This is a genomic window from Pelotomaculum propionicicum, assembly GCF_048984525.1.
Classification (GTDB): Bacteria; Bacillota; Desulfotomaculia; order Desulfotomaculales; family Pelotomaculaceae; genus Syntrophopropionicum; species Syntrophopropionicum propionicicum_A.
This window is the reverse complement of sequence record NZ_JBMGJC010000004.1, coordinates 36,050-49,102: the sequence shown is the minus strand read 5'-3', so window position 1 is coordinate 49,102 and position 13,053 is coordinate 36,050. Positions and strand designations below refer to the sequence as shown.

General features: G+C 50.9%; 12 protein-coding genes. All 12 read right to left on the bottom strand.

Features of this window, described 5'->3' with window-relative positions:
• Positions 1-28: 28 nt before the first annotated feature.
• The 12 genes from ACOBQJ_RS05415 to mreC all read right to left on the bottom strand — a co-directional run bounded on the left by ACOBQJ_RS05415 (position 29) and on the right by mreC (position 12,917).
• A complete protein-coding gene (locus tag ACOBQJ_RS05415; protein WP_421070713.1) occupies positions 29-1,720 on the bottom strand; it encodes an Rne/Rng family ribonuclease in 1,692 nt (563 codons plus the stop codon).
• Between the two features lie 57 nt (positions 1,721-1,777).
• The gene (locus ACOBQJ_RS05410) at positions 1,778-2,467 is read right to left on the bottom strand and encodes a TIGR03936 family radical SAM-associated protein (protein ID WP_421070712.1); all 690 of its coding nucleotides are present in this window, start codon (positions 2,465-2,467) and stop codon (positions 1,778-1,780) included.
• On the bottom strand, positions 2,467-4,314 hold the full coding sequence (locus ACOBQJ_RS05405) for a TIGR03960 family B12-binding radical SAM protein (protein ID WP_421070711.1): 1,848 nt from the start codon (positions 4,312-4,314) through the stop codon (positions 2,467-2,469). Before ACOBQJ_RS05405 ends, ACOBQJ_RS05410 begins: the two co-directional genes overlap by 1 nt.
• Positions 4,315-4,580: 266 nt before the next feature.
• Positions 4,581-5,459: a M50 family metallopeptidase gene (locus tag ACOBQJ_RS05400; RefSeq protein WP_421070710.1), complete on the bottom strand. Its 879-nt coding sequence runs from the start codon at positions 5,457-5,459 to the stop codon at positions 4,581-4,583.
• A 15-nt stretch (positions 5,460-5,474) separates the two neighbouring features.
• Positions 5,475-6,230: a M23 family metallopeptidase gene (locus ACOBQJ_RS05395; RefSeq protein WP_421070709.1), complete on the bottom strand. Its 756-nt coding sequence runs from the start codon at positions 6,228-6,230 to the stop codon at positions 5,475-5,477.
• Between the two features lie 100 nt (positions 6,231-6,330).
• Positions 6,331-7,476: a rod shape-determining protein RodA gene (gene rodA, locus ACOBQJ_RS05390; protein WP_421070708.1), complete on the bottom strand. Its 1,146-nt coding sequence runs from the start codon at positions 7,474-7,476 to the stop codon at positions 6,331-6,333.
• A gap of 263 nt (positions 7,477-7,739) precedes the next feature.
• Entirely contained in the window at positions 7,740-8,009 is a 270-nt protein-coding gene (gene minE, locus ACOBQJ_RS05385) for a cell division topological specificity factor MinE (protein ID WP_421070707.1), read from the bottom strand.
• A gap of 21 nt (positions 8,010-8,030) precedes the next feature.
• The gene (gene minD / locus ACOBQJ_RS05380; RefSeq protein ID WP_421070706.1) at positions 8,031-8,822 is read right to left on the bottom strand and encodes a septum site-determining protein MinD; all 792 of its coding nucleotides are present in this window, start codon (positions 8,820-8,822) and stop codon (positions 8,031-8,033) included.
• A gap of 102 nt (positions 8,823-8,924) precedes the next feature.
• Positions 8,925-9,353 carry a septum site-determining protein MinC gene (gene minC / locus ACOBQJ_RS05375; protein ID WP_421070705.1) on the bottom strand — a complete coding sequence of 143 codons (429 nt, stop codon included), beginning with the start codon at positions 9,351-9,353 and terminating at the stop codon, positions 8,925-8,927.
• A gap of 133 nt (positions 9,354-9,486) precedes the next feature.
• Positions 9,487-11,442, bottom strand: coding sequence for a penicillin-binding protein 2 (gene mrdA / locus ACOBQJ_RS05370; RefSeq protein ID WP_421070704.1), 1,956 nt, complete (start codon positions 11,440-11,442; stop codon positions 9,487-9,489).
• 125 nt (positions 11,443-11,567) lie between these two features.
• On the bottom strand, positions 11,568-12,059 hold the full coding sequence (mreD, locus tag ACOBQJ_RS05365) for a rod shape-determining protein MreD (RefSeq protein WP_421070703.1): 492 nt from the start codon (positions 12,057-12,059) through the stop codon (positions 11,568-11,570).
• A 3-nt stretch (positions 12,060-12,062) separates the two neighbouring features.
• On the bottom strand, positions 12,063-12,917 hold the full coding sequence (mreC, locus tag ACOBQJ_RS05360) for a rod shape-determining protein MreC (protein WP_421070702.1): 855 nt from the start codon (positions 12,915-12,917) through the stop codon (positions 12,063-12,065).
• Positions 12,918-13,053 lie beyond the last annotated feature (136 nt).

Genomic DNA, 13,053 nt, shown 5'->3' with positions numbered 1-13,053 from the left:
ACGGTTCTCTTGACACGTTTTTGGATGTTTATATTCTTACCGGGCGCGCTTTGGCGTATGTGCGGTAGACCTTGCTTACTTCCACCGGAATAGTTTCCCCGACAAAGGCTGCGGCGCCCTCAATATCCAGGATAAAGCCGTTTACCCTGGCTATGCCGTCATGAAAATTTGTCACATGGGGCTCTTCCACCCTGACTTCAAGGACCTCGCCGGGTTTGACAGGCAGCGTGTTGGCCTTGATTTCATCATTATCGTGAAGCGGCCTGATGGTGACAGATTCTATATGGTGTCCGGTAGAGCCACGGATATACAGGCTCTTGCCAGTCTTGTTTTCCAAATCGCGCAGACTGGCCCCGCCGCTGCCGATCAGGCGCGCCGCCACCACCGGGTTTGCCTCAACCAGTATGGTCTGCGCCGTGGTCTGGCGGGCGGCGTTGTAAATCTGGTTTTTAAAGTTTATACCCAGCGTTTCCTCGGAAAGGACCTTCCCCCTGCCCTCACAGTATGGACATGGTTTCTGCAGCACCTCGGCCAGGCTCGGGCGCACCTTTTTGCGGGTCATCTCCACCAGGCCAAGCTGTGTAATACCCAGGATATTTGTTTTGGTCTTGTCCTTCTTGATCTCTTCCTCCAGGGCCTGCAGCACCTGGTTACGGTGTGCTTCCTGGGTCATATCAATAAAATCGACAATAACGATCCCGCCGATTTTTCGCAGGCGAAGCTGGTGGGCAATCTCACAGGCGGCTTCAAGGTTGGTCTTCAGGACTGTGTCTTCCAGGTTGGTCGTCCCCACGTACTTGCCGGTGTTCACATCGATTGCCGTGAGGGCTTCGGCCTGGTCGATCACAAGGTAGCCGCCGCATTTCAGCCAGACTTTATGGTTTAAAGCCCTTTCTATTTCCTGTTCAATACCGTATTCTTCAAAAATATTCTCCCGCTCGTCCAAAAATACTTTGAGTTTCAGGCGGGGGTTGGAAATATCCTGCAGTTCCAGTACTTTTTCATACTCGTACCGCGAGTCCAGGATCAAACGGTCAACGTCCTCAGTAAAGACATCGCGCAGGATCCGCTGGACCAGCTCCAGGTCACGGTGCACCACGTTTGGGACAGTGCCGTGGGCGGCCCTGCTTAAAATTTTACGCCACAGTTTGGTCAACAGGGAGATGTCCTGGCGCAGTTCCTCTTCTTCCACGCCCTCCGCCACTGTGCGGACAATAACACCCATTCCTTCAGGTTTGACCCTTGAGGCAAGGTCCTTTAATCGCTCCCTTTCCTTATCTGACTCGATCCGCCGTGAGATGCCTATATAATCCACCGTGGGCATCAACACAAGGTAACGGCCGGGCAGGGTAATGTGGGTGGTAACCCTGGGGCCCTTGGTGCCGATAGGTTCCTTGACTATCTGTACCAGGATTTCCTGTCCCTGCTTTAAAATATCACAAATATTGGCGCCCAGGGTATACCCGGCATTCCCGCTTCCGTCCGGTGAATTGGCCGGAAGGGCGTCTTCGACATATAAAAAAGCGTTTTTTTCCAACCCGATATTTACAAAGGCGGCCTGCATGCCGGGCAGCACATTCTCAACCCGGCCTTTAAATATATTGCCGACGAGGCGCTGGTTGATAGACCGCTCAATATATATTTCCACAAGTAATTTATCTTCAAGAACAGCTACCCTGGTTTCTTCCTCGCCAACATTAACAACAATTTCCTTCAACATACAACCCTATCCCTTCCATACATAAAACAACATTTTTTATTTATATCTCTTTTTTATCTACCACAGCATTTCCCGCTCACTTTGCCCGGCGGCGTACAGCGCTCTGCGGCGCAATACAAAATTCCCCCGCGCCTTTAGTCCACTCTCCGCCATAAAAGCGGCAATAAGTTCTTCGCATCTGATATTGCCGTTGCTGCCAGTTTTCAATTCCGCTTCAATTTCTATTATATCATTATTTATCCGGGCCGACATCGCCAAAATACCAGGCTTTATGTCGTACTTTCTCTTATCACCCGTCTTGCTGCGGCGCTCAACCAGGACCTCCGGCTTCGCCCAAAAGTCGGCCACAGCGCCTGCCAGCGCCTCCTTTTCAGGATAAGTCTCAAGCACGGCCCTGGCAGTATAGGCAGCCCGGTCGACTATGGCCATCAGGGCCGGCGCGGATTCCGCAACCATCCTGACCTCAATCAGCCGCAGCCCTTCCGGCATGACTTCTGAAAGAGATTTTGCCACAACTCCGGCTGGAATATTCTCCGTGAGTTCAATATCCGCAAATTCCGCTTCTCCGGATGTGCCTACCGCCAGCGGGGCGGCAAACGAAAGTTTTGGGTGCGGGTTGAATCCCTGCGTAAAAGCGACGGGAAGACCGGCTCTCCTTGCCGCCCGTTCAAAAGCTCTGATCAGGTCAAGGTGAGAGATATATTTGGCAGGACCTTCTTTGGCGTACATCATTCTATACCTGTACATCACAGATCACTCCCCGCGTAGAAAGGTTCAATCTCCAGAGCGGGGCATAATCCGCATCCGGGGCAGTGACCGCCGCGGCAGTCCGGGGTAACGGCGCCTTCCATGGCCCGTTTATGCTCAAGGACAAGATACTGCCTGGATACTCCGGCGTCAATGTGGTCCCAGGGCAGCGGGTCGTCATAGCTGTACCGGCGGTAAGCATAAGTCTCCGGGTCAAGCCCGGCCAGGCGGAAGGCCTCCAGCCACAGTTCCTTGTTAAAATATTCCGACCACCCGTCAAACCGGCACCCCAATTCAAAAGCCCTGGCCAGCACATCCCCCAGCCGCCTGTCTCCCCTGGCAAATACAGCTTCAATGAAGCTGAGGTCAGCGTCATGGTAATTAAACGTTAAACCACGGTCTCTTGCTTTAAATGAAAGGACATGATGTTTCCATTTCAGGGACCCAAGCGGTTCCTGTGGTTCCCACTGGAACACGGTATGCGGTTTGGGTACGAACGACGAAACACTGGCCGTCACTTTCAAACGCCCGCGGGGTACGCCGCTTTTTCGTCCCAGAGCCAGAACCTCCCTGGCCAGCCGGGCAATTCCCTCCAGATCGTCATCAGTTTCTGTGGGCAGGCCAATCATAAAATATAATTTTACCGCCTGCCATCCCTCCCTGAAGGCCGCCCCTACCGCTTCCATCAGGTCGTCTTCCGTTACGCCTTTGTTAATTACATCCCTGAGCCGCTGTGTGCCTGCCTCCGGGGCGAATGTAAGGCTGGAGCGGCGTACGCGCTGGACTTCCTTGGCCAAGTCCACCGAAAAATGGTCCGCCCGCAGGGAAGGCAGCGATACATTAACTCCCTTTCCAGCATGCTCCTCCGCAATCGCCCTGATTACTCCCAGGACCGGGCTGTAGTCGCTGGTGCTGAGGGATGTCAGTGAAATTTCGTCGAAGCCGGTATTTTTAACCAGTTCGGCAGTCTGGCGCAGTACCGTTTCAGGTTTTTTCTCCCGGACCGGACGGTAGATGATACCGGCCTGGCAAAAACGGCAGCCCCTGGTACATCCCCTTAAGACTTCTATCATCATGCGGTCATGCACAGCTTCCGTGGAAGGCACAACAGGTTTTACCGGAAAGGGGGCGGCGTCAAAATCCTTAAGCACCCTTTTGGTTATCTTTGCCGGCACTCCTTCGCGCACCGGAGAAATCTTTAAAAAAGCCCCGTCCTCACGGTAATAAACGTTATAGAGGGATGGCACATAAATACCGGTAATACCTGCCGCCTCAAGCAGGATTTCTTTCTTCCCCAGCTTTCTCCTTTTACCAGCCAGCACTACATCAAGCAGTTCATTGATAACTTCTTCGCCTTCGCCAATTACAAAAATATCAATAAAATCCGCCATCGGCTCAGGATTGAAAGCGCACGGCCCACCCGCTATTACCAGGGGATCTTCTTCATTTCTGTGCCCGGCCCGCATTGGGATGCCGGCCAGGTCCAGCATATACAGGATATTTGAATAGCTCATCTCGTACTGCAGGGTAAAAGCAGCTATATCAAAATCCTTAACCGGCCTTTGAGATTCCAGGGCGAACAGGGCCAGGCCGTTATCACGCATCTTCTCCGCCATATCCGGCCAGGGGGCGAATACCCTCTCCATTAAAGCATCCGGCCGGTTGTTGACAATATTGTACAGAATCTGCATCCCTAAATGGGACATGCCGACCTCATAGACATCAGGAAAGGCGAAGACAGTCTTGAGTTCTGTTTTGTCCCAGTCCTTGCGTATAGAGTTCCATTCTCCGCCCGTGTAACGGGCCGGCTTTTTTACCAGGGGTAAAATTTGTTCCAGCTTGTCCATGGTGTCATGCTCCCCGTAAATAATGATTAAAAGTAGTATTCCCCAAAACAAACGGTAAAATATTCCTGAGGCAGACCATTAATGGCAATTAACATGGTTCCTGGCAATTATATACTAAATTTTTCTATTTTTACAGGGGTGCCGGCTGAAATACAGTATACTTTTTGAAAGCGCGCGGCCTGAAGCAAAACGGCAGGAAGTAAAGAAGCAGGATGAGGAAAGGGGTGAAGCATAGATAAACAGGATGGATGAAATATTTAACAAACCTATGTGATTTTGTTCAAATCACCCATTTTAATGTCCACACCATCTTTGAGCAGAGCGTCAACTATCTGAGCCTCGCTGACCACACCTTTGTAATGCCAGTCCTTATCCAGCAGCATTACCACATGGAATCTCTGCGGGATAAAAGACTTGATAATGTCTCCTATTCGCACATAGTCAAAAGAAACCAGGGGCTCGGCCGGCAGCACCCCAGCCGCGACGAGCTCAAGCTTTTTTTGGGTAAGATGCCTGATAAAGTGGAACGGCGCCAGCCCTTTTTCACGGGTGGCCGCATAAAGAAGAAAACTCCCTGTGATCAGAATATCAAGGCCGGATAAGCCCAGTAACAGGCCCGCGGCCCCCAGGAGTATTATCGACAAGCCCCAGAACTGACCCAGCCATGCCGCTTTATAAGTAGCCTGTCTAAATCCCACCCTCTTTGCCAGGTAAGCGCGAAAAACCCTCCCGCCGTCCAGGGGCAGCGCCGGCAGCAGGTTGAAAGCGGCAACCAGGAGGTTGCACTGAAGAAAGAAATTAACCAGTTCATCGCCCCACGGCCAGAAACCTTTTAAGGCTGTTCCCAGGCCGGCCAGCAAAAGGTTTGCTGCCGGGCCGGCAGCGGCCACCAATACTTCCCTGGAAGGCTCCAAAACTACTTCGCCGCCGATGCGGCTGACCCCGCCAAAAGGGAGCAGTTCAACATCCGATACGTTTACGCCGAAACGGCGGGCAACCGCGACATGGGCCAGTTCGTGCAGCAGCACGACAGAGAAGGCAATCAGCCCTTTTCCCAGCACTCCGGCTGCGAAAAACAGCCCCAGCAAGGCCAGGAACGCATTGTTCAGATGGATCTCCACACCGGACACAGTACCTATTTTCAAAACAACGACCTCTCTCTATTGGTTAAACTGCAGCCTGCTCAGCGGATCAACCAGTTTGTCATTTTCCCTTAGCTCAAAATGCAAACCGCCGCCTGTCACGTCACCCGTATTACCCACTTCTCCAAGTGTTTGCCCGGCCTTGATATCCTGGCCTTCAACAACAGCCGACCTGGCTAGCTCTCCATACAGGGTATAGGTCCCCTGGCCGTGATCGATTAAAACGTATTTACCCAGTTCCGGGCTGTCGCCCAGCTTTTTCACCATTCCGTCCTGAACGGCCCTTACCTCGCTTCCCACCGGGGAGGCAATATCTATTCCCGAATGGAAACGCTCCAGGTTGTCAATAGGATCAGCAACCATCCCAAAATTACGGACGACACTGCCTGAGACAGGTAGCGGCAGCGAACCGGCGGCGGAATTATTATTAGGCCTTGAAACAACTGGCTGGGGGCTGCTGAAAAAAGGCCAGTCCGCGTCTGCCAGCTGCAGTCCGTACTGGACCACTCTTTCAAATACCGGCTGGTAGTTCCAGTCCGTGGTAAGTACATACCTTAGATTGTCCTTTACCTGAACTCCCCAGGGGCTGCTTGTCCCCTTTAAGGCGAAAAGTGCCGCCAATATCACCAGGACAAAGGCAATCCGGTAGAAATTACCCTTTTTGGCGCTGTACTGCTTTGGTTTCTTCCACTTGGGCTGCCGGTAATAAGCCGAGCCCCAGTCGTCCTGTTTAAAGTTGTAGTTGGTTTTATCAAAACCTTTCAACTTGCTCACCCCAATTTCTCATATTAAGTGGACATACCTTGTTTCAATATATTTTCCTATATTAGGAAATATGACTGGGCAAACAAAAAACCGGAGCGTTTGCTCCGGTTCAGAACAGTATGTTCTGCTTCTTCATGTTTATATTGAGCAGCAGGCCAAGCGCCGCCAGGTTGGTGATCATGTTGCTGCCGCCATAGCTGAACATCGGCAGTGGTATGCCGGTTACCGGCATAATTCCGGTGGTCATGCCGACGTTGACAAGGACATGGAAAGTGATCATGGAAATTACGCCGGCTGACAGAAGGAAGCCGAAATTGTCCTTGGCGTTAACGGCTATATAAATACAGCGGTAGATTAAAATGAAAAAGAGCACCAGCAGGCCGACAGCGCCGATAAAGCCCAGCTCTTCCCCCACTACGGAGAATATAAAGTCTGTATCCTGGATAGGCAGAAAATCACCATGGGTCTGGCTTCCCTGGAAAAGGCCCCTGCCTAAAAGACCGCCCTGCCCAATGGCAATTTGGGACTGGATTACGTGGTAGCCATCGCCGTGCCAGTCTACCCACGGGTTAATAAAAATAGTGAGCCGCGTCAGCTGGTAGTCTTTTAACGGGATCCAGAGGTCATAGGCATAATTGGCCTGAAACCAGAAATGCGCCCAGATCCACAGCGAAACAAAGGCCAGTCCTCCGGCAATAAGACAGACAAGCAGCAAGGGGCGCGCTCCCGCCGCGAAAAGCATGCCAAACATGATCGCCATGAACACCAGTGACGTACCCAGGTCAGGCTGTTTCAAAATCAATAATACCGGGACACCTATAAAGGCAAAACAAGGTATAAGGTCTCTAAATTTTCTAAGCTTGCCCTGGCGCGAATTGAGAAAAACAGCAAAACAAACGATTATAATAAGCTTGGAAAACTCTGAAGGCTGAAAGCGAAAAGGTCCGATTTCGATCCAGCGCTGCGCCCCCAGGGCGGAATCGCCCATAAATATAACAGCGCCCAATAATACCAGGTTTATTATATATAACGGTTTCATGTGCTTGGCCAAATCTTCATAATTAATATTAAGGACAATTACCATGCCGACCAGGCCTATTACAATATTCAGGATCTGCTTGACAAAATCATTTTTTAGAACACTGTCGTCTTTGGTGGCGCTGTATATGGTCACAAGGCTAAAAATAATTATTAAAGCCACAACAGCCAGCAGCGTATGGTCAAGTTTTTTTAATAGCCTGCTTTGTTTAAACACGTTTTAATACACTCTTTCCCCATAATCATTTTAAAAGCACGTGATCTATTATATTATAACTGGTTACATAAAAAAAGCCCGCTTAAAATGTAACATGCTGGCACTAAATATGAAGGGCCAGTGACGACAAATTAAAATTTGCAAAATAAAAAGCCCGCTATTTTTATAACGAGCAGTTAATTTCGCGTTCGATGATAAATATGCCTTCATAGGCTTTTAAGCATATATTCTCACGTCCCACGTCACATTTCTCACGTCTCAATCTACGCTCCGGCAACCCTTCTCATGCCTTTTACCGGAATATTTGCCACCAGCGCCACCGTGTTGCCGCTTGAATCGAGGTTTACCTCCAGGGCTGACTCATCGATTTCCATGTAGTTGGAAATCACCTGAATCATCTCGGCTTTCAGGGTTTCAAGCAGCTGAGGCGATATACTGGTACGATCATGTACCAGGACCAGGCGAAGTCTCTCCTTGGCGATGTTCTTACTTCCACTGTCCTTACCAAAAAGCCTTGTTATAAATTCCAGCATCGCTGCGCTCCCCTCCCTGTTTTATTTTTTGCCGAACATTTTAAAAAGTTTTTTGAAGAACCCATCTTCCTCCAGAGTCATCATCGGCACGTCTTCACCAAGGACACGCCTGACGATATTGCGGTAAGACTGTCCTAATCGCGAACTCTGGTCGAGTACTACAGGCTCACCGCGGTTGGTGGTAATGACAATCATTTCATCTTCAGGGATGACGCCTAACAGGTCGATGGCAAGGATGTCAATAATATCCTCAATGCTCATCATATCTCCCTGCTTGACCATTTTAGGGCGAATACGGTTAATGATTAATGTCGGTTCGCGCAGTTCGGCGGCTTCCAGCAGGCCGATAATCCGGTCGGCGTCACGCACCGCCGAAACCTCGGGTGTTGTTACCACTATTGCCTTGTCCGCCCCTGCGATGGCGTTACGGAAGCCCTGCTCAATACCAGCCGGACAATCAATAATGATATGTTCAAATTCTTTCTTCAAATCCGCACACAGGGAGCGCATTTGTTCCGGGCTTACCGCTGTTTTGTCCTTGGTCTGGGCGGCAGGTAAAAGGTGCAGCCCGTCAAGTCGCTTATCCTTAATCAGGGCCTGGCGCAGCCTGCAGTTGCCGCTGGTTACATCAACTATATCGAACACAATTCTGTTTTCCAGACCTAGAGCCATGTCAAGGTTTCTCAGTCCTATATCTGTATCAACAAGCACTACTTTTTTGCCCAGGTAAGCCAGGCCTGCCCCCAGATTGGCAGTAGTAGTGGTCTTGCCTACCCCTCCCTTGCCGGAAGTAACTACGATTACTTCACCCATCCTATATGTATCCTCCTCTTATTAAGTCTGGTCACCTGGTTATACTGGGAAAATAGAATCATAACAGCATCATGAAAATAATGATATGGAATGATGCAGCTGTTAGGACTTCGCCTGTCGTTCAGCGGGAGTCTGGAAAGCTTCAATGGTCACAACCCCGTCCCGGATCCGGGCCATTTCAGGGTGGTCTGCTTCAACGGCTTCATTATCAGGGGGCCGGGTAATGTGGTCGGATATCCTGAGCTGGGTAGGCTGCAGCCTGAAAGCCAGCACCACGGCGTTTTCGTCGCCGCCCGCACCGGCGTGCACCACGCCCCTCAGGGCGCCCATCACTATAACGTTGCCGGCTGCCGATATCTCAGCGCCGGGGTTCACATCGCCCAGGACCACAACGTTTCCGTTATAACGGATAGTTTGGCCTGAGCGCAGGGTCCTCTGAACCAGAATCGTATTTTCATCCACCAGATCCTCCTGGTCTATAGCAGTAACATGCGGGAGAACGCTGTTACCGACCCCTTTGAAATTGGCCAAATCTATTCCCTCCTGGTCTGTAAATGCTTACTTTAAATTCTACAGGCCGGCAACCAAATCCTGCTAAAACAAAACAAAAAAAGGGGCAAAAGACGCCCCATTTTTATACCAAAAATTGACATAAATTTCATAATTAAGGATTGCTCTTCTTGGGCTCTCCAGGTATGGGCAGGCCTAAGTGGGCCGCGAGCATATCCTCCGCCACCGGCCCCGCTATCGTACCGCCGTGGCCGGCAAACTCCAGTACGGCCGCAATGGCTATATCCGGGCTGTCATAGGGTGCGAAACACACAAACAAAGCGTGCGGGCTGTGTCCATACACCTCCGCCGTGCCCGTTTTAGCCGCCACCCGGGGAAAGCCGTTAAAGAATCCGTACGCGGTCCCGTCAGGCGGCAGGGTCACCTCAAGCATGCCCTGCCTTATTATAGCCATGTTCTGTGGTGAAACATTAACTTGCCCCAAAACAACCGGCTCGTTTTCTTTTACTACCTTGCCGTTAAAATCAACTACCTTCTGCACGATGTACGGCTTGTAGCGTGTTCCCCCGTTGGCAATGGTGGCTATATAGTTAGCCAGTTCAATCATATTATAGCGGTTGTCCCCCTGCCCGATGGAAGAAATAATTGTGTCGTACTCATGCCAATCCAATTCCCATTCGATCTCTCTCAGTTCATCGGACTTATTGCTCAACAAGGTCTTGCGCTGGTTTTCATCGGTGGTTTTACTAAGGAGGTCGTCGTAACGCCGTTCAATTTCTTTTACTTTTGCCGCGGATTCATCGTCCAGGTAATACAATCTTTGTTCTACCTTCGAGTCCGGGTTGGGTATCACGCCTTCCTCCTCGCCCGGCAGCTCAATGCCTGTCTTTTGACCCAGGCCGAATTGCCGCGCCATGCCGGCGATATCATCTATGCCTATTCTCAAACCCAGCTGGTAAAAATATGTGTCGCAGGAAACCTTGATAGCCTTGAGTAAGTCCACCCGCCCGTGGCCGCCTGCCTTCCAGTCGTTGAAAGTCGTGCCGAGGAAAAAATATCCCGGATCCATAATGGCGTCTTCAGCTTTTACCTTGCCTGACTCCAGGGCCGCCATGGCCACGATCATCTTAAATGTGGAACCTGGAGCGTATGCCAGTAAAGCCCGGTTCAGCATTGGTTTAAGGGGTGAGTTAAAGATATCGTCATAGTCCTTTTGTGAAAGCACCCCGGACAGCTTGACCGGGTCGTAAGTAGGGTAACTGGCCAGAGCCAGCACCTGGCCGCTGTGCACGTCCAGCGCCACAGCCGCCCCCGCCCTGGCTTCTCCATATCCTTCTTTAATTGCCTGCTGGGAAGCCCTGACCAGGGCCTCTTCCGCCACTTTCTGCACCTTGTGGTCTATCGTCAGGACCAGGTTATTGCCGGGCACCGATTCCTTTATCCCCAGGTCCCGCACCGGCCTGGCCATGGAGTCCACTTCCACCTGCCGCCCGCCGTCCTGGCCCCGCAGGTATTGTTCATAGGTATTTTCAAGCCCGGTTTGACCGTAAGGGTCTCCCATCTTATAGCCTTTATCCTTGTTCGCCGCCAGCTGTTCCTCGTTAATCTGGCGCACATAGCCCATCACGTGGGCAAGCAGGTTTCCGTTCGGGTATTCCCGCAGCGGTTCAATATCAATTGCCACACCAGGCAGGTCCATACGCTGCTCCTCGATCCGGGTCACAACATCCAGCGGGATCATAGTCGCTATTTTAACAGGTTCATAGAGGCGTTTTTGCTGGTCGATTTTTTGTTGTATTTCCTGGGGATCCATGCCAAGGATTGCGGCGAGCTTTTCCACCACTCCACCCATGTCCTTACGCCCCAGGTTTACCAGAGACACTGTGTAAACAGGCTGGTTGCCGACCAGTTTAACCCCGTTCCGGTCAAAAACCTCGCCGCGAGGCGCGGTGATTGTAATCAGCCTGATCCGGTTCTCGCTAGCCAGGGTCGAATACTTGTCGTTTTCGAGAAGCTGCATATAGGCCAGCCTCAATACGAGAATGCCAAATATAGCGCTGACAATGATCAGGAAAACCCGCATCTTTTTCTCAATAAAACTTCTTTCCATGTCTCTCCCCTCCCCTGTGTGAGACGTGAGAAGTTAAAGCTATATATTTCAGTTTTAGGTCATAAGTAAAAGTCCTGCAAGGAATACCTGGATACTCACAAAACGCAACCATGACTTCATGAAGACTACAGGTCCCTGCTCCGGACCTGGATGTGACGAAAGATGCGCCAGAATACAAAAGGCGCCAGCAGAGCGGTATACGCCGCACCCGGTAGAGCAACTCTAAATAAGGCGTGTAAGGGGGAAACATGGATATCCAGGTAAAGCAGGAGCAGGTAGTTGACCGCCAGGCCGGCCAGCGAGGTGAAAAAGGTAACAATGGTCGCAATCGGGATGTTTTCCCTGTAAAGGCGTTCGCCGGCGGCGCCCGCCAGGTAACCCGCGGCCATTTTTGAAAGAGCGTTTAAGCCGATGTAGCTTCCTGAAAACAAATCTTCGATAATCCCTCCGGCAAATCCCAAAAAAGCCCCCTCTCTGGTGCCAAGGAGGAAGCCGTTCAGAACTACCAAAAGCATGACCAGGTCTGGTTTAACTCCGGCTATGGCCACGGTTTCCAGGACTGTAGACTGCAAAATCAGGATTACCCCGAGCAGGAGCAGGTAAACGGTAAACTGCATATGCTAACCTCCTACGCGCGGGGTAGTGGCTTCGGGCTGTACAAAGGTTACAATCATCACTTCTTCTAAACTGTTTAAATTTGCGAACGGAGATATCTCGGCGCTTAAAAATAGCCCCGAGGGTTCATTCTGAATACTGTTGATTCTCCCCACCGGTATGCCTTTTGGAAATACACTTCCCTGGCCGGACGTAACCACCGCCTGTCCGGCTTCAACCGGCGCGTTATTGGGAATATGGATCATCCTGGCTATACCTGAAGTGCCTGCGATTCCTTCAACTATTCCGGGAGTGCGCGTGTCCTGCACCAGCGAACCAACACCGCTGCGCGGGTCAGTAATCAACAGGACTTCGCAGGTAAAATCTGAAACTGCTATCACTCGCCCTACCAGCCCATCCGGCGTAAGGACGCTCATATTCTCTTTTATGCCCTCGCTCGAGCCCCGGTTGAGGGTCAAAGTGCCGAACCAGTTTCCCGGGTCCCTGCCTATCACGGAAGCTATCACAAAATTATAGTCCTTGGCCACTACCTTCTTGTAGTCAAGCAGTGCCGACAGGCGCTGGTTTTCAATCAAATATTCATTATATTGAATTTTTTCGCTTTCCAGACGTTCCACTTCCTGCTCCAGCGCCTGGCTGCGCGCGGCGGCGCCGACCATGGAGACCGGCAGGGAAATAATATACCGCCCCTGTCTGCCCACCCAGGTCAGGCCAGTCTGCACCGGCGCAAGCATGTCCCGGAATTTGGACTCCAGGGATGTCAGCCTGGTCCGTTCAGGGACTGTAAAGCGCATGGCCGCCAGGGTGACCGCTACCAGGACGGCAAGCAAAAACAGCCTTTTAGCAGTAACCCAACGCAACTCCGCTTCACTCCCCAACTTTAAATAATAAATATATCACATGATTTACAGATTTTAAGGATTTACAAGATTTTTAAATTACTTAAAAAACAATATAAATTTTAAATCCTGTTAATCATTTTGTATCTTGTTAATC

Coding starts and splice junctions, on each gene's coding strand:
- minE (WP_421070707.1), bottom strand. CDS start 8,009: ATGCTGGAATTTATAACAAGGCTTTTTGGTAAGGACAGTGGAAGTAAG.
- ACOBQJ_RS05405 (WP_421070711.1), bottom strand. CDS start 4,314: ATGGACAAGCTGGAACAAATTTTACCCCTGGTAAAAAAGCCGGCCCGT.
- mreD (WP_421070703.1), bottom strand. CDS start 12,059: ATGCAGTTTACCGTTTACCTGCTCCTGCTCGGGGTAATCCTGATTTTG.
- ACOBQJ_RS05415 (WP_421070713.1), bottom strand. CDS start 1,720: ATGTTGAAGGAAATTGTTGTTAATGTTGGCGAGGAAGAAACCAGGGTA.
- minD (WP_421070706.1), bottom strand. CDS start 8,822: ATGGGTGAAGTAATCGTAGTTACTTCCGGCAAGGGAGGGGTAGGCAAG.
- ACOBQJ_RS05410 (WP_421070712.1), bottom strand. CDS start 2,467: ATGTACAGGTATAGAATGATGTACGCCAAAGAAGGTCCTGCCAAATAT.
- mrdA (WP_421070704.1), bottom strand. CDS start 11,442: ATGGAAAGAAGTTTTATTGAGAAAAAGATGCGGGTTTTCCTGATCATT.